This window comes from Cellulomonas palmilytica (genome assembly GCF_021590045.1).
Taxonomy (GTDB): Bacteria; Actinomycetota; Actinomycetes; order Actinomycetales; family Cellulomonadaceae; genus Cellulomonas; species Cellulomonas palmilytica.
Window position 1 is genome coordinate 2,654,140 of sequence record NZ_CP062221.1, and the last position, 15,422, is coordinate 2,669,561.

General features: G+C 72.4%; 13 protein-coding genes and 1 tRNA gene. 6 read left to right on the forward strand and 8 right to left on the reverse strand.

Translation table 11 applies throughout. From position 1 onward, the window contains the following. Positions 1–527: 527 nt before the first annotated feature. The 4 genes from F1D97_RS12050 to F1D97_RS12065 are packed head-to-tail and all read left to right on the forward strand — an operon-like array spanning position 528 to position 4,644. A complete protein-coding gene (locus F1D97_RS12050) occupies positions 528–1,871 on the forward strand; it encodes a branched-chain amino acid ABC transporter permease (RefSeq protein ID WP_236120738.1) in 1,344 nt (447 codons plus the stop codon). A gap of 16 nt (positions 1,872–1,887) precedes the next feature. Then, positions 1,888–2,874 carry a branched-chain amino acid ABC transporter permease gene (locus tag F1D97_RS12055; protein WP_236120739.1) on the forward strand — a complete coding sequence of 329 codons (987 nt, stop codon included), beginning with the start codon at positions 1,888–1,890 and terminating at the stop codon, positions 2,872–2,874. Beyond that, positions 2,864–3,838: an ABC transporter ATP-binding protein gene (locus F1D97_RS12060; RefSeq protein ID WP_236120740.1), complete on the forward strand. Its 975-nt coding sequence runs from the start codon at positions 2,864–2,866 to the stop codon at positions 3,836–3,838. Before F1D97_RS12055 ends, F1D97_RS12060 begins: the two co-directional genes overlap by 11 nt. Before the next feature lie 53 nt (positions 3,839–3,891). After that, positions 3,892–4,644 carry an ABC transporter ATP-binding protein gene (locus F1D97_RS12065; protein ID WP_396022597.1) on the forward strand — a complete coding sequence of 251 codons (753 nt, stop codon included), beginning with the start codon at positions 3,892–3,894 and terminating at the stop codon, positions 4,642–4,644. A 205-nt stretch (positions 4,645–4,849) separates the two neighbouring features. Here F1D97_RS12065 and F1D97_RS12070 read toward each other — a convergent pair whose 3' ends face one another. Continuing rightward, positions 4,850–6,154 (reverse strand): ABC transporter substrate-binding protein, encoded by a 1,305-nt coding sequence (locus tag F1D97_RS12070; RefSeq protein ID WP_236120742.1) that lies wholly within the window; start codon positions 6,152–6,154, stop codon positions 4,850–4,852. A gap of 250 nt (positions 6,155–6,404) precedes the next feature. Here F1D97_RS12070 and F1D97_RS12075 point away from each other — a divergent pair, with 250 nt between their 5' ends. Further along, positions 6,405–7,178, forward strand: coding sequence for an endonuclease/exonuclease/phosphatase family protein (locus tag F1D97_RS12075; protein WP_236120743.1), 774 nt, complete (start codon positions 6,405–6,407; stop codon positions 7,176–7,178). A 64-nt stretch (positions 7,179–7,242) separates the two neighbouring features. Here F1D97_RS12075 and F1D97_RS12080 read toward each other — a convergent pair whose 3' ends face one another. Beyond that, positions 7,243–7,866, reverse strand: coding sequence for an ANTAR domain-containing response regulator (locus F1D97_RS12080; protein WP_396022598.1), 624 nt, complete (start codon positions 7,864–7,866; stop codon positions 7,243–7,245). Between the two features lie 162 nt (positions 7,867–8,028). Here F1D97_RS12080 and F1D97_RS12085 point away from each other — a divergent pair. Then, positions 8,029–8,102: transfer RNA gene (locus F1D97_RS12085), tRNA-Leu, on the forward strand. Between the two features lie 27 nt (positions 8,103–8,129). Here F1D97_RS12085 and F1D97_RS12090 read toward each other — a convergent pair. The 6 genes from F1D97_RS12090 to alaS form a co-directional block, all read right to left on the reverse strand. Further along, positions 8,130–8,615 (reverse strand): DUF1269 domain-containing protein, encoded by a 486-nt coding sequence (locus F1D97_RS12090; RefSeq protein WP_236120745.1) that lies wholly within the window; start codon positions 8,613–8,615, stop codon positions 8,130–8,132. Between the two features lie 101 nt (positions 8,616–8,716). Continuing rightward, positions 8,717–9,583 (reverse strand): shikimate dehydrogenase, encoded by an 867-nt coding sequence (locus F1D97_RS12095; RefSeq protein WP_236120746.1) that lies wholly within the window; start codon positions 9,581–9,583, stop codon positions 8,717–8,719. Next, positions 9,580–10,749, reverse strand: coding sequence for an endolytic transglycosylase MltG (mltG, locus tag F1D97_RS12100; RefSeq protein ID WP_236120747.1), 1,170 nt, complete (start codon positions 10,747–10,749; stop codon positions 9,580–9,582). Before mltG (F1D97_RS12100) ends, F1D97_RS12095 begins: the two co-directional genes overlap by 4 nt. Positions 10,750–10,840: 91 nt before the next feature. Then, on the reverse strand, positions 10,841–12,058 hold the full coding sequence (gene mltG / locus F1D97_RS12105; protein ID WP_236120748.1) for an endolytic transglycosylase MltG: 1,218 nt from the start codon (positions 12,056–12,058) through the stop codon (positions 10,841–10,843). After that, positions 12,055–12,675: a Holliday junction resolvase RuvX gene (gene ruvX, locus F1D97_RS12110; protein ID WP_236120749.1), complete on the reverse strand. Its 621-nt coding sequence runs from the start codon at positions 12,673–12,675 to the stop codon at positions 12,055–12,057. Before ruvX ends, mltG (F1D97_RS12105) begins: the two co-directional genes overlap by 4 nt. Next, positions 12,675–15,371 carry an alanine--tRNA ligase gene (gene alaS / locus F1D97_RS12115; RefSeq protein ID WP_236120750.1) on the reverse strand — a complete coding sequence of 899 codons (2,697 nt, stop codon included), beginning with the start codon at positions 15,369–15,371 and terminating at the stop codon, positions 12,675–12,677. The genes ruvX and alaS overlap by 1 nt, the downstream gene beginning before the upstream one ends. Positions 15,372–15,422 lie beyond the last annotated feature (51 nt).

Below are 15,422 nucleotides of genomic sequence, written 5' to 3' on the forward strand. Positions count from 1 at the left end.
GACGAGGGGGATCCGGACTCCGGCACGCCCCGCTGCCCACGACGGCGCCGACGTCGATCATGGACCACACCGGGCCACCGTGCCTAGTCCCCGGACCGGCCACCGGGACCGTTCCGAGCCGACGTCCGGGACGATCCCGGACACTTCGCCGCGGGCCCACGCGCGACACCCGCACACCCCGGACGGACGTTCTGCGCGCACCGCACGCGTCCGATCGTGCGACACGCGCCCGTCCTCTGGGCAAGGCGAAACGAGATCGACACAATCAGTGCCTAACGTCGGCCGCGCCTCGCGCCCGGCACGGCTCGAGCACGTGTCCGTACGGACCAGCAGGACCCAGCACGACCCAGCAGGAACCAGCACGACCCAGCACCTTGCACCACGCAGGACGACCGCCTGACCCCCCGGGCGGTGTTGCGAGCACAGGACGGAGGTCCTAGGTGAGCGCTCTCGCCCATCCAGGACGAGCACCGGGCACGGCACGACACACGATCTCGAGGCGCACCAGGCGCGCGGCAGGCACGCTCGTGCTCGCCCTGGCCGCGCTCCTCGCCGTCGTCCTGCACGCGGCACCGGCAGCCGCGACCGCCGCGGAGCCCTGCACCCCTGACGCGACGACCGGGTGCGTGCTCGGGACGATCAAGACGGCCGCCGGCGAGCCGGCGGTCGGCGTCGTCCTCACCGTCGAGGGCGGGGGCGAGAGCGTCGAGGTGACGACGGGGGCCGACGGCACCTGGTCGGTCCCGGTCACCGCCGCCGGGGACTACACGGTGACGATCGACCCCGCGACGCTGCCCGAGGGCGAGAGCCTGCGGGACCCGTCCGTGACGTCACGGACGGTCAAGGTGCTGCTCAACTCGCAGTCCCGCGCGCTGTTCGCGCTCGGCGAGCCGACCGGCGGCACGACGACCGCACCCACGCAGGGAGCGACGTCCGGACCGGACGACGAGGCGCCGAGCTCCGGGGGCGGCTCGAGCACCGGCGGCGTGACGGGCAAGCGCGTCGCGCAGCAGTTCGCGAACGGCCTCGTGTTCGGGCTGCTCCTGGCGCTCGCGTCGGTCGGTCTCTCGCTCATCTACGGCACGACCGGGCTGAGCAGCTTCGCGCACGGCGAGCAGGTCACGCTCGGCGCGATCCTCGCCTACTTCTTCGTCCAGACCGTCGGGCTCGACCTGTGGCTCGCGGCCGTGCTCGCGACGCTGGTCGGAGCCGCGTCGGGCTGGCTGCAGGACGCGGGGATCTGGCGCCCGCTGCGACGCAAGCGCATCGGCCTCACGCAGCAGATGATCGTCACGATCGGTCTGTCGATGGTGCTGCAGTACCTCTTCCAGTTCCTGCTCGGGGGCGGGCGCCTGCGCATCGACACCACGAACCCGACGCGCGTCACGATCGGGCCGGTCTCCCTGACCCAGCAGGCGCTCGTGTCGGCGGGGATCGCGGTCGTCGTGCTCGCGGCCGTCGCGGTGTTCCTCCTCTACAGCCGCACGGGCCGCGCGACGCGCGCCGTGTCCGACAACCCGGCGCTCGCCGCCGCGTCGGGCATCGGGGTCGAGCGCGTGATCCGGGTCGTGTGGACGGGCGCCGCGGGCCTCGCGGCCCTGGGCGGGGTGCTCACCGGCCTGTACTTCCAGTCGACCGCCTGGAACATGGGCGGCACCGTGCTGCTCCTGATGTTCGCGGCCGTCACGCTCGGCGGGCTCGGCACGGCGTGGGGTGCGCTCGCCGGGTCGATCGTCATCGGCGTCGTCGCCGAGATGTCGAGCCTCGTCATCCCGTCCGACATGAAGTACGCAGGAGCGCTGCTCATCCTCATCCTCGTCCTCCTCGTGCGGCCCCAGGGCATCCTGGGCCGCCGGGACCGGATCGGCTGAGGCCAGGAGGGACACCATGGACTGGACCCGGATCCTCACCAACGTCGCCGGCGAGGCGTTCGCGCCCGCGACGGCGGCCTACGCGCTCGCGGCGATCGGCCTCAACGTGCACTTCGGCATGACGGGACTGCTCAACTTCGGCCAGGCAGGCTTCGTGCTCCTCGGCGCGTACTCCTACGCGATCACCGCGATCGCCGGGTGGCCGTTCTGGGCGTCGGTGCTCGCCGCGATCGCGTCGGCCGTCGTGTTCGGCATCATCCTCGGCATCCCGACGCTCAAGCTGCGCGGCGACTACCTGTCGATCGTCACGATCGCCGCCGCGGAGATCGTCCGCATCGTCAGCCGCTCGACCTCGCTCACCGAGCTCACCGGTGGCAACTCCGGGCTGTCGGGAGGTGACGGGTTCAAGAAGTCCTTCGAGGCGTTGTGCCCGTTCCCGGACGGCTCCACGACGATCTGGCTGTGGACCTACCCGAACTGCACCTCGGGCTCGTGGTGGCTGCGTGTCGCCGCGTGGAGCGCGGTCGCGGTCGGCTGCCTGCTCGTGTGGCGCTGGATGCGCTCGCCCTGGGGCCGCGTGCTCAAGGGTGTGCGCGAGGACGAGGACGCGGTGCGCGCGCTCGGCAAGAACGTGTACGGCTACAAGATGCAGGCGCTCGTGCTCGGCGGCATCGGCGGCGCGATCGCGGGCATCTTCTACACGCTGCCCACCGCCGTGCAGGCCGACTCGATGGGCCGCACCATGACGTTCAACATCTGGACGATCCTGCTGCTGGGCGGCGCCGCGACCGTCTTCGGACCCGTGCTCGGATCGGTGCTCATGTGGACCGTGTTCATGCTCGTCAAGAGCGTGCTGCGCGACCTCGACCTGTCGTTCATCTCGAGCACGCAGTCCGAGGCCTTCTCCTGGATGCTCGTCGGGCTCACGCTGATGCTGCTCGTGATCTTCCGGCCACAAGGCATCCTCGGCGACAAGAAGGAGCTGTCGATCGATGTCCGCTGAGACGCCCCCGACCCCCGACGCCGGGTCGCCCGACGTGGACGCCCCCCAGGTCGTCCCGCGCGAGCGCATCGCCCGCGACCTCGCCGCGGTGCCCCGCGTGCCGGGCGCATCCAAGCCCGACCCGATCATCGTCGCCTCGGGCGTGCGCCGGACGTTCGGCGGCATCAACGCCGTCGACGTCGAGCACCTCGAGGTGCAGCGCGGCGCCATCACGGCGCTCATCGGCCCGAACGGTGCCGGTAAGACGACGCTGTTCAACCTCCTGACGGGGTTCGACCGCGCCGACGCCGGCGAGTGGACGTTCGAGGGCCGCCCGGCCCACGGCAAGCCGGCGGCGCGCATGGCAGGGGCCGGCATGGTGCGCACGTTCCAGCTCACCAAGGCCCTGTCGCGCATGACCGTCATGGACAACATGCGCCTCGGTGCGACCGCCCAGCGCGGCGAGAACCTGCTCGGGTCCCTCCTGCCGTGGCTCTGGCGGACGCAGGAGGCCGAGATCACCGAGCGCGCGCGCGAGCTGCTCGAGCGCTTCAAGCTCGACACCAAGGCCGACGATTTCGCCGGCAGCCTGTCGGGCGGGCAGCGCAAGCTGCTGGAGATGGCACGCGCGCTCATGACGCGCCCCACGATGGTCATGCTCGACGAGCCGATGGCCGGCGTGAACCCCGCGCTGACCCAGTCGCTCCTCGGGCACATCGAGGCGCTGCGCGACGAGGGCATGACCGTGCTCTTCGTCGAGCACGACATGCACATGGTGCGCCACATCTCCGACTGGGTCGTCGTGATGGCGGAGGGGCGCATCGTCGCCGAGGGGCCGCCCGAGACGATCATGCAGGACCAGGCCGTCGTCGACGCCTACCTCGGTGCGCACCACGACACCGACCTGGGCGACGACTCGCTGCTCGAGGACGACGTCGTCGAGCAGTACGAGGCAGAGGCCGAGGCCGAGGAGGCGACGCAGTGACCACCCAGACCACGGCCCCGGACGTCCACCGCGGCGCTCCCGACGGCGAGCCGCTGCTCGACGCGCGCGACCTGTACGCGGGCTACCTGCCCGGCGTCGACATCCTCAACGGCTGCAACCTGGTGCTGCACCCCGGGGAGCTCGTCGGCATCATCGGCCCCAACGGCGCCGGCAAGTCGACGCTGCTCAAGGCGCTGTTCGGGCTCGTGCCGATCCGGCAGGGCAGCGTCACGCTCGCCGGCGACACGATCACCAACCTGCGCGCGGACAAGCTGGTCCGCCGCGGCGTCGGCTTCGTCCCGCAGACCAACAACGTGTTCCCCTCGCTCACGATCGAGGAGAACCTGCAGATGGGGATCTTCCAGGACCACAAGCGGTTCGCGGAGCGGTTCGAGTTCGTCACCGACATCTTCCCCGCGCTCGGCGAGCGTCGCCGTCAGCGCGCGGGCTCGTTGTCGGGCGGCGAGCGGCAGATGGTCGCGATGGGCCGCGCGCTCATGATGGAGCCGTCCGTGCTGCTGCTCGACGAGCCCTCGGCGGGCCTGTCCCCCGTCCGCCAGGACGAGGCGTTCCTGCGCACCCGCAAGATCAACAAGGCCGGCGTGTCGATCGTCATCGTCGAGCAGAACGCGCGTCGATGCCTGCAGATCTGCGACCGCGCGTACGTGCTCGACCAGGGCCGCAACGCCTACTCGGGCCCCGGGCGCGAGCTCATGCACGACCCGAAGGTCATCGAGCTCTACCTGGGCACGCTCGCGAGCGACGTCGAGGCGGCCGCGAAGGACAAGGACCAGCCCGCGGGCTGAGCCGCGCCCCACGAGCGACGAGAGGGCTCGATCCCCCAGGGGTCGAGCCCTCTCGTGTCGTCCGCGCGGCGACGGACATGACCGGACGTCTGGACCGGACTGCACGGCCGGACTGCGCGGCCGGACCTCGCAGCCGGACTCGGACGCGCGTCGGCCCCGACGGTCACCGCGACCGTCGGGGCCGACGTGTCAGCTCACCGAGGCATCAGCCCTCGACGGAGCCCTCCACGGCCTTCTTCCACGTGTTCGTGTTGTCGTCGCCGTACTCGTAGATGCCGATGAACGCCGACGACGGGTCGTTGTCCTCGTTGAACGGACCCGCACCCGAGACGGCCTCGTAGTCGATGTCCTTGCCCGCGGAAACGAGGTCGGCGCACTCCTTCCAGCCGGTGCACTTCTCGCCGCCGTTCGCGCCGGACACCGCCGCCAGGTTCTGCTGGATCGTCGCGCCGTCGGTGCCGCCGCCCTTGAGGGCCGCGAGACCGATGAGGATCGCCGCGTCGTACGACTCGGGACCGTACGCGTAGTCCGTCAGGTCGGGGTCGACCTCGAGCATGCGCGCCTTGAAGTCGTCGTTCGGGTACGCGCCGGGGATGGTGCCCTGCGACGTCCACGCGGCGAGCGTGCCCGCCTCGAAGTCCTTCGAGTAGTCGGCCGTGTTGCCGTCGACCATGTAGATGCGACCCTCGTAGCCTGCTGCGACGAGCTCGGGGACGATCGACTTGGTCTGCTCGAACGCGATGATCGCGATCGCCTCGGGTGCACCACCGTTGTTCGACGTCATGACGCCCGCGACCGGGTCGGCGAACGAGGACGACGTCGGGTCGAACTCCTCGTCCTTGTTGCCGTAGGTCACGACCGCGCCGGCGGCCTCGACCGTCGACTTCACGACGTCGCGCAGCGACGTGCCGTACTCCTCGTTGAAGACGAGGATGCCGAGGTTCGTCACGCCGTCGTCGAGGATGAGGTTGCCGAGCGCCGAGCCCTGGACGGTGTCCGGCGGCGCGGTGCGGAAGTAGAAGTCGCTGTACCCCGACAGGCTCGTGGCCGTGTTGGCGGGCGAGATCATGACGACCTTGGCGTTGGTGATGTCGTCGACGACGAGCTGCGTGACCGACGAGGACGCGGCGCCGATGACGGCCTGCACGCCCTTGGACTGCAGGTCGGTCCACGACTGGGGCGCGACGTCACCGTGGTCGGCGTCGGACGAGTCGGCGTGGTGCACGACGACGTCCTTGCCGTTGATGCCGCCGTTGTCGTTGATCTCCTTCACCGCGAGGTCCACGCCGGCGATCTCGGGCGGGCCGAGGTAGGCGAGCGAACCGGTCTGCGGCAGCAGCGTGCCGATGACGAGCTCGCCGTCGCCGCCACCGCCGGTCGGCGCGGCGGACGTGCCGGCGGCACCGGGCGTCTCGTCGTCCGAGGAGCCGTCCGACCCGCAGGCGGTCAGGGCCAGTGCGACTGCGCCGGCGAGGGCTGCTGCCCTCATCGCGTGATGAGAACGAACCATGGGCGTTCCAACCTCTCCGTGAGGGGTGCGTCCGGGATGCCGGTGGGGTCCGGTTCCCGTACAACGTGACGCGACGGTAACCATGGTTTGTATCCAGAATGTGTCCGCCAAGATCGCGCACCGCTTCGTTGCCAACTCGTGATGAAACGGATCACTCGAACGGACCTGCCCGAGACGCGAGACGACTGATCTCGACACCGAAGACGGCGAACGGCGCGCGAACGGGTGACGGGCCGACGACAATCGACGCGTGCGCCTCGCGACCTTCAACATCCAGCACGGCCGGACCGCCGACGACCGCCGCGTCGACGTCGCACGGTTCGCCCGCGCCGTGCGCGAGCTCGACGCCGACGTGCTGGCGCTGCAGGAGGTCGACCACCACCAGCTGCGCTCCGGCCGCGCGGACCTCACCGCGGTCGCCGCGCAGGCGTCGGGAGCGGTCGACGCGCGCCTGGCCGTGACGCTGCGCGGACCTGTCGGGCTCTGGCGCGAGCCGCGCGACGCCGCAGCGCCGCGGGGCGCGGCGTACGGGGTCGCGCTCGTGTCGCGCCTGCCGGTGCTCGAGTGGCGCACGGTCCGGCTCCCCCGCCGCCCGGGCCTCACCTGGACCCGCCGCGCCGGGCGGCTGCCCCGCCCGCACCACGACCACCCGCGCGCAGCGCTCGTCGCGGTGCTCAGCACGCCGCACGGCCCGCTCACCGTCGCGTGCGCGCACCTGTCGTTCCTGGCGGGCCAGAACGTGGTGCAGGCACGCCACCTCGCACGCGCGCTCGCGGACCTCCCGCGTCCGCTCGTCGTCCTGGGCGACCTCAACGTCGGCCCGGCGAGCGCGCGTGCCGCGACGGGCCTGCGTTCGCTCGCCGACGCGCCCACCTACCCCGTGCACGCGCCGACCGCGCAGATCGACCACGTGCTTGCCGAGGGTGACGTCGCGGCTCTGGGACCGGCGCGCAGCGTCGACACCGGGCTGTCCGACCACCGCGCACTCGTCGTCGACGTGCGCCTCGGACCCGAGCGGTCCTGACGACGACGCCCCCGTCGCGGCCGGCCGGAGCCGTCGCGACGAGGGCGTCGTGAAGCAGGTGAGGTCACGCCCCGCCGACCTGCTCGATGACCGCGTCCGCCACCTCACGCATGGTCAGGCGGCGGTCCATCGACGTCTTCTGGATCCACCGGAACGACTCCGGCTCCGTGAGGCCCATCTTCGTCATGAGCAGGCCCTTGGCCCGGTCCACGCGCTTGCGGGTCTCGAACCGCTCCGCGAGGTCCGCGACCTCCGACTCGAGCGCGCTGATCTGCGCGTAGCGGGAGATCGCGATCTCCACCGCCGGCAGCAGGTCCGCCGGGCTGAACGGCTTCACCACGTACGCCATCGCGCCCGCGTCACGCGCCCGCTCGACGAGCTCGGTCTGCGAGAACGCCGTGAGCAGAACCACCGGCGCGACGTGCTCCTTGGCGATCCGCTCGGCCGCGGAGATGCCGTCGAGGACGGGCATCTTCACGTCCATCACGACGACGTCGGGCTTGAGCTGGGTCGCGAGCGCGATCGCCTGCTCGCCGTCGCCCGCCTCGCCGACGACGTCGAACCCGCCGTCGCGGAGGGTCTCGACGACGTCCATGCGGATGAGCGCCTCGTCCTCGGCGACGACGGCGCGCCGCGCCGGTCGCGCGCTCGTCGGCGAGGCGGTCGAGCCCGTGTCGGGCAGGTCCACCGCGTCGGGGCTCGCCTGGGCGGGGTCGGGGCTGGCGTCCTTGGTCACGGACACAGCGTAATGGCCGCGCGTCCCGTCGCACCGCGCGCACGCCGTGTGAGCCCGTTCACGCACGCCACCGCCGTCCGGTGCGGCTCCGCACGCCGATATGCTGACCGCCTGGCCCCGATAGCCCAACCGGCAGAGGCGTTCGGCTCAAACCCGATCCAGTGTGGGTTCGAATCCCACTCGGGGCACCGCATCCCGCGACCGCTCGTCGGCTGTCAGCCGAACGTCTCCAGGAGGAGCGAGCGCTCGGCGTCGGTGAGGTTCGTCGCGACCAGCGTGCTGCTCTGGAGCTGGCGGAGCCGCTCGCCGAGCCGGTCCATGTCCGCGTTCTCGGTCACGGCGCACAGCAGCGACGTCCCCTCGGTGAGCTGGTCGCGGATGCTCTCCAGGTCCTCCTCGGGGATGCCCACGCCGGCCACGGACTTCGTGATCGCCCCCGCGCCCGCGCCGACGGCGGCGCCGAGCAGTGGCGCGAAGAACAGCCCGCCGAACAGCAGCCCCCAGAACGCGCCCCACGCGGTGCCACGCTTGGTCTCGTCGCGCGAGTGGTGCAGCTCGGGTCGCTGCTCACCGTTCGGCCAGGCGATCACCGCGTGGTCGACGAGCTTCACCAGGCCGTCACCCTGGGCGGCCTTGAGCGCGACGACGGCCTTGGCCGCGCCGTCCTCGGTCTCGAACTTCCACGCCGTGAACGTCGTCATCGTGGCCTCCGTGTCGGCTCGACGGTCGGCTCAGCTGTCGGTTCAGCTGCCGGTCCGACCCCCACGGTCGCCATCGTCGGCGCACGTCCGACGGCCTGCCATCACCCCGCGGGGGTGATGTCCAGGGCGGCCTGCAGCGCCGCGTCCATCGCCTCGACGGGGCCCGGGCGGCCCGTCATCAGACGCACCTGCTCGGCGGCCTGGTGCAGGAGCATCCGCTCACCCCCGACGGCGACGCCCCCGAGCTCCACCCACCGCGCGTGCAGCGCGGTCGGGCGCGGGTCGTACGCGACGTCGAGCAGCACCCCGGCGGGCGCCCGGTCGAGGCGCTCGGCGATCGGGTCGGCGGCACGCGGCGGGAGCGTCGAGACGACGACGTCCGCGGCGAGCGACGCGGCGGGCGCCTCGTCGAGCGGCCGCAGGACCGGCTCGACGCCCATCCGGTGCGCGGCGCGCAGCAGGGCGCCGGCGCGCGCGACCGACCGGACGAGCACGCGCGGCGTCGTGCAGCCGAGCTCGGCGAGTGCGGCGAGCGTCGACGAGGCGGTCGCGCCGGCGCCGAGCACGACGGCTTCACGCACGGTCGCGCCCGGGGCGAGTCCCTCCCGCAGGGCCGCGACGAGCCCGTGCACGTCGGTGTTCGCGCCGACGAGCGTGCGCCCCGGCCCGCTGCCCTGCAGCAGGACGGTGTTCACGGCCCCGACGACCTGGGCGAGCGGCTCGACGTGGTCGAGCAGGGGGATCACGGTCTGCTTGAGCGGCATGGTCAGGCTGAGACCGACCCACTCGTCGGGCAGGCCCGCCACGAAGCCCGCGAGCTGCTCCTCGGTGACGTCGTGCGCCTCGTAGGCCCAGTCGTCGAGCCCGAGCGCGGCGTACGCGGCGCGGTGCAGCGTGGGCGACAGCGAGTGCGCGACGGGGTGCCCCAGGACGGCGGCACGGCGTCGGACGGCGTGCGTGGTGCTCACTGCGGGTTCTCGGCCAGCCACTCGTTCATGGCCGCGACGCACTTGCCGTGCTCGGCCTCGGTCTCGCTGAACCACGTCTCGCCGCTCTCGAGGTTGACCGTGCACCAGTACATCCAGTCGCCGTCCGCGGGGTTCATGACGGCGCTGATGGACGCCTTGCCGGGCGAGGCGATCGGCGTGGGCGGCAGCCCCTTGTGGCGGCGCAGGTTGTACGGGTTGGACGTGTCCTCGAGCATCGACTGCGTCAGCTCGGTGCCGTTCACGCCCGCGCCGTACGCGACCGCGGCGTCGATGTCGAGACGCCAGTCCTGATCGAGGCGGTTCTCGATGGTGCGCGCGATCTTCGGGCGGTCGTCGTCGAGCTTGCCCTCGCGCTCGACCAGCGACGCCTTGATGAGCGTGGTCTGCCACTGGTCCTCGGGCACGCCGAGGTCGGTGAGGACCTGCACGGTCTTGCTCACCATCGTCTTCAGCACGCTCGTCGCGTCGTCGTCGGGCTGGACCGCGTACGTCGCGGGGTACAGCCACCCCTCGATCTCGCCGCCGGCCTGCTCGGGCAGGCCGATGGCGGCCGTGTCCTCGGCCGCCGCCTCGACCGACTCGGCGGACACACCCAGGGCGTCCCCGATCAGGGCGTAGATCTGCGTGGCACGCCGGCCTTCGGGGACGGCCAGCTTCTCCTCGACGCGTGTCGCGGGGTTGAGCAGCGCCGTCACGGCGTCGGCCGCGGGGATCTCGAGGAGCATCGAGTACGTGCCGGGCTGGATGCCGGTCGCGCCGGGTGTCGAGTCGTACGCGTCGACGAACGCGCTGACGGAGGCGACCACGCCCGCGTCCTTGAGCGTCGTGCCGATCGCCTGCCCGGAGTCGCCCGGGTTGACCACGATCTCCACGGAGCCGTGGCCCGGCCCCGGGTAGTCGGTCGCGGTCGCGATCTTCCCGTCGCCGTCGAACATGTCGCCGAGCATCGACCACACCAGGTAGCCGGCTCCGCCGACGAGGACCAGGACGAGGAGCACGACCCACGTCGTGCGGCGCCGCCGTGCCTTGCGCGCCCGGGCGGCCTTGCGGCGGTCGCGGCTGTCGCGACGCGTGGAACGAGCCTGCGGTGCCTCACCGGCATCAGGGCGTGCGGGGGCCCACCACTCGGTCTGACTCTCGCTCACGTCGGGTTCTCCCCATCGTCGGCCGTCTTGCACGGTCGGGTCTGCCGGTCAGGCCACGGGGTCCACCCCCGCGCCGGCCGTCTCGCTCGTCTCACTCGTCGTCTGCGGTGTCGATGCCCGCGACCATCTCCTGGAACTCGTCGTACGTCACCGCGAACAGGGTCTCGCCGGTCTCCGCGTCGACCATGGTCCAGAACAGCCAGTCGCCGTCTGCGGGCGCGAGCACCGCGTCGAGCGAGGCCGCACCGGGTGTGGCGATCGGCGTCGGCGGCAGACCGAGGTGAGCGTAGGTGTTGAACGGGTTGTCGGTCGCCGCGCGCATCGCGTCGGTCGGCGGCGACGTCGTCCCCGCACCGTAGGAGACGGTCGCCGGGATCTCGAGCGGACGCTCCTTGTCCAGCCGGTTCTCGATGAGCGCCGCGAACGTCGGGCGCATCGCGTCGGAGGTCATCTCCCGTTCGACGAGCGACGCCTTGGTCAGCACCGACTGCCACACGTCCGGGTCGACGCCGCGGTCCGTCAGGTCCTGGACCGTGCGCGCGACGAGCTGGGCCAGCACCTGCGCCGCGCCGGCGTCGGACGCGACCTCGTAGGTGCCCGCGGCCAGCCACCCCTCGACCTTGCCGCCCGCCTGCGCGGGGAGCCCGATCGCCTCGGGGTCCTGGGCCGCGGCCTGCAGGTCGGCGAGCGGGATCGTCGTCTTCTCGGACAGCTTCGCCAGGATCTGCCACGACGCGAGGCCCTCGGCGAGGGTCACCGTCAGGGACGCCTTGCTCGCGGGGTCGAGCAGCGCGGCGATCGCGTCCGCGGAGCTCATCTCGAGCGCCAGCTCGTACGTGCCCGGTGCGATCTCGCCCGCGGCCTGCGACGCGTAGACCTCGGCGAAGGTGTCCGCGTCCGCGACGACACCGGCCTCGACCAGCGCGGCACCGATCGCGGCCGCGCCGGCGTCCGCCTCGATCGTGACCCGCACCGATCCGTGGCCGGGCCCCGGGAAGTCGGACACCTTCACGACGGCCTGGGTCGCCGGCGCCTCCTCGTCGCTCGCGAGGAGCGACGCGACGACGTACGCGGCACCACCGAGCAGGGCGAGCACCACCAGCGTCACGACGAGCGTGCGCCGCCGGCCCTCCTGCCGCTCACGGACCTGGCGCTCGTGCCCGGAGCGCCGATCGCGCCGCGACGGCGGTGCGGGCTGCGCCGAGCGCTGCTGCGCCTGGTGCTGCGCTGCGGGGTCGGGCGCGGGCGGGGCGACGCGGGGCGTGGCCCCGTCCGTCGTCCACCACTGCGTCTGGCTGCCGCCCGTCACGTCCGCGTCGCTCCACCGTCGTCCGTCGCGTCGCCCACAGCCCCCTGACCCGCCGGCCCGAGCGAGGGGTCCACCTCGACCCGTTCTCCGGGACGGTGTCCCGTCGCACGCTCGGCGTCCAACGCGTACTGCAGGATCACCACCGCTGCGGCCTGGTCGACCACGTCGCGGTGGCGGCGTCCGGATCGGCCGGACGCAAACAGCGCCTGATGCGCGGACACCGTGCTCATCCGCTCATCGACCAGCCGCACCTCGATCGGTGCGACGGCCTGCGCCAGTGTGCCAGCGTACGCGCGCGCGGAGTGTGAGGACGCGCTTTCCGCACCCGAAAGGTGCCGGGGCAGACCGACGTACACACACCCCGCACATCGCTCGCGCGCCTCTCGCACGATCCGTGCGACGTCCTTGGGCAGCCGTCCCGGACGGTCGCGCGAGTCGCGGGCGAGCGTCTCGACGGGCGTCGCGAGGGTGCCGTCCGGGTCGCTGGCCGCGAGGCCGACCCGCACCGTGCCGACGTCGACCGCGAGCCGCGGGCCGCGCACGAGCGCGGCGTGGTCGTCCGGCGCGTCCGGCCGAGGTGTCCCCGGGTCGGACGCGCCGGACGGCGCGTGCGCCATCAGGACGCGACCGCGGTCCGCACCGCGGCGAGCGCGTCGGCCAGCTTGCCGGCGTCGGAGCCGCCGCCCTGCGCGAGGTCGTCCTTGCCACCGCCACCGCCGCCGAGGACCTGCGACGCCGTGCGGACAAGCGCACCGGCCTTGAGGCCCGCCTCGCGCGCCGCGGCGTTCGTCGCGACGACGACGACCGGGCGACCCTTGGCGACACCGCCGACCGCGACGACGCTCGGCGCGGACTCGCCGAGCCGCGACCGCACGTCGAGCACGAGCGTGCGCAGGTCGTCGGGCGACTGCTCCCCCGCGTCGTGCGCGACGACGCGCGTGACACCGACCTGCTCGGCACCCGAGGCGAGCGAGCCCGCGAGGGCCAGGACCTGCGCCTGGCGCAGCGCCGCGAGCTCCTTCTCGGACTCCTTGAGCTTGGTCATGAGGCCCGAGACGCGCTCGGCGAGCTCGTCGGGACGCGCGCCCAGCAGGCCCGAGAGCTGTCCGACGAGCGCGCGCTCCTTGGCCTGGTAGCCGTACGCGCCCGCGCCGACGAGGGCGTCGACGCGCCGCACGCCCGAGCCGATCGCCGACTCCGAGAGCAGCGTGACGAGCCCGAGCTCGCCGGAGCGGCGCACGTGCGTACCCGCGCAGAGCTCGAGCGACCAGTCACCGCCGATCGACACGACGCGCACCTCGTTGCCGTACTTCTCGCCGAACAGCGCCATCGCGCCCATCGCGCGCGCCTCGTCGATCGGCTTGATCGAGTCCGTGACCTCGAGGTCGTCCTGCAGGCGCTCGTTGACGCGCGCCTCGATCTCCGCGACGACCTCGGAGGGCGTGGCGGACGGCGAGCGGAAGTCGAACCGCAGCCGGCTGGGCGCGTTGAGCGAGCCCGCCTGCGTGGCGGTCTCGCCGAGCGACTCGTGCAGCGCCTTGTGCACCAGGTGCGTGGCGGTGTGCGCCCGCGCGATCGCCCGGCGGCGCGCGGTGTCGATCGACGCGGTCCCGGGCTCGCCGAGCGTCACGGTGCCGTCGACCAGGCGGCCGTGGTGCACCGACAGGCCCTTGAGCGGAGCCTGCACGTCGTCGACCTCGATGCGCGCACCGTTGTCGAGCACGATCGTGCCGGTGTCGGCCTGCTGACCGCCGGCCTCGGCGTAGAACGGCGTCACGTCGAGCACGACCTCGACGTCCGCCGGGGCGGTCGCCGCGGGCGCGGGGACGCCGTCGACGAGCAGCCCGACGACCTTCGCGCGCGCCTGCGCGTCGGTGTAGCCGACGAACGTCACGGGCTTCGCCGACTCCGACGCGAGCGTCTGGTGCAGGTCCTGGTACGCGACCAGGTTCGCGTGACCGGCGCGCTTGGCGAGGGCGTCGGCACGCGCCCGCGCGCGCTGCTCCGCCATGAGCGTGCGGAACGCCTCGCGGTCGACGTCGACGCCGTGCTCCTCGGCCATCTCGAGCGTGAGGTCGATCGGGAAGCCGTACGTGTCGTGCAGCTGGAACGCGTCCGCACCCGAGAGCACGGGACGAGCGCCCGCGGCGGCCGGCGTGCTCGCCTTGGCGCTCGCGACGGCCGTGTCGAGGATCGTCGTGCCCGCAGCGAGGGTACGGCGGAACGCCTCCTCCTCCGCGTACGCGACCTGGCTGATGCGGTCGAACTCCCGCTCGAGCTCCGGGTAGGAGTCCTTCATCGCGTCGCGGCTCATTGGCAGCAGGACGGGCAGCGCCGGGTCGTCGACGCCGAGCAGGCGCATCGCGCGGATCGAGCGGCGCAGCAGACGCCGCAGCACGTAGCCGCGGCCCTCGTTCGACGGCGTCACGCCGTCGCCCATGAGCATGAGCCCCGAGCGCACGTGGTCGGCCACGACCCGCATGCGCACGTCGTCGTCGTGGTCGGCGCCGTAGCGGCGGCCGGACATCTGCACCGCGCCGTCGATGACGGGACGCACCTGGTCGATCTCGTACAGGTTGTCGACGCCCTGCAGCAGGTACGCGACGCGCTCCAGGCCCATGCCCGTGTCGATGTTCTTCTGCTTGAGGTCGCCGAGGATCGGGAACGACTCCTTGGTGCCGCCGTTGTCCCGCTCGTACTGCATGAACACGAGGTTCCAGATCTCGAGGTACCGGTCCTCGTCGACGACCGGGCCCCCCTCGGCGCCGTACTGCGGGCCGCGGTCGACGTAGATCTCCGAGCACGGGCCCGCCGGGCCGCGCGCACCCGTGGACCAGAAGTTGTCCTTCATGCCACGGCGCTGGATGCGCTCGTCGGGCAGGCCGGCGATGCGCTTCCACAGCGCAGCCGCCTCGTCGTCGTCGTGGAAGACCGTCACCCAGATCGAGTCGGGGTCGAAGCCGTACCCGCCGTCCGCCTGGCTGCCCGTGACGAGCTCCCAGGCGTAGGTGATCGCCCCCTCCTTGAAGTAGTCGCCGAAGGAGAAGTTGCCGTTCATCTGGAAGAACGTGCCGTGGCGGGTGGTCTTGCCGACCTCCTCGATGTCGAGCGTGCGCACGCACTTCTGCACGCTCGTGGCGCGCGGCCACGGCGGGGTCTGCTCACCGAGCATGTACGGGATGAACGGCACCATGCCCGCGATCACGAACAGCGTCGACGGGTCGGGCGAGATGAGCGGGGCCGACGGCACGACCGCGTGGCCGCGGGCGGAGAAGAAGTCGAGCCAGCGCTGGCGGATCTCGGCGGTACGCATGATGTCCTCGGTGGTCGTGACGGTGGGCCGGGCGGCCCGGGGGTGCTGCCG

Excerpts from the sequence above, each read along its gene's own strand:
- F1D97_RS12055 (WP_236120739.1), top strand. The coding sequence starts at position 1,888 with ATGGACTGGACCCGGATCCTCACCAACGTCGCCGGCGAGGCGTTCGCG.
- F1D97_RS12060 (WP_236120740.1), top strand. The coding sequence starts at position 2,864 with ATGTCCGCTGAGACGCCCCCGACCCCCGACGCCGGGTCGCCCGACGTG.
- F1D97_RS12070 (WP_236120742.1), bottom strand. The coding sequence starts at position 6,154 with ATGGTTCGTTCTCATCACGCGATGAGGGCAGCAGCCCTCGCCGGCGCA.
- F1D97_RS12090 (WP_236120745.1), bottom strand. The coding sequence starts at position 8,615 with ATGACGACGTTCACGGCGTGGAAGTTCGAGACCGAGGACGGCGCGGCC.
- ruvX (WP_236120749.1), bottom strand. The coding sequence starts at position 12,675 with ATGGCGCACGCGCCGTCCGGCGCGTCCGACCCGGGGACACCTCGGCCG.
- alaS (WP_236120750.1), bottom strand. The coding sequence starts at position 15,371 with ATGCGTACCGCCGAGATCCGCCAGCGCTGGCTCGACTTCTTCTCCGCC.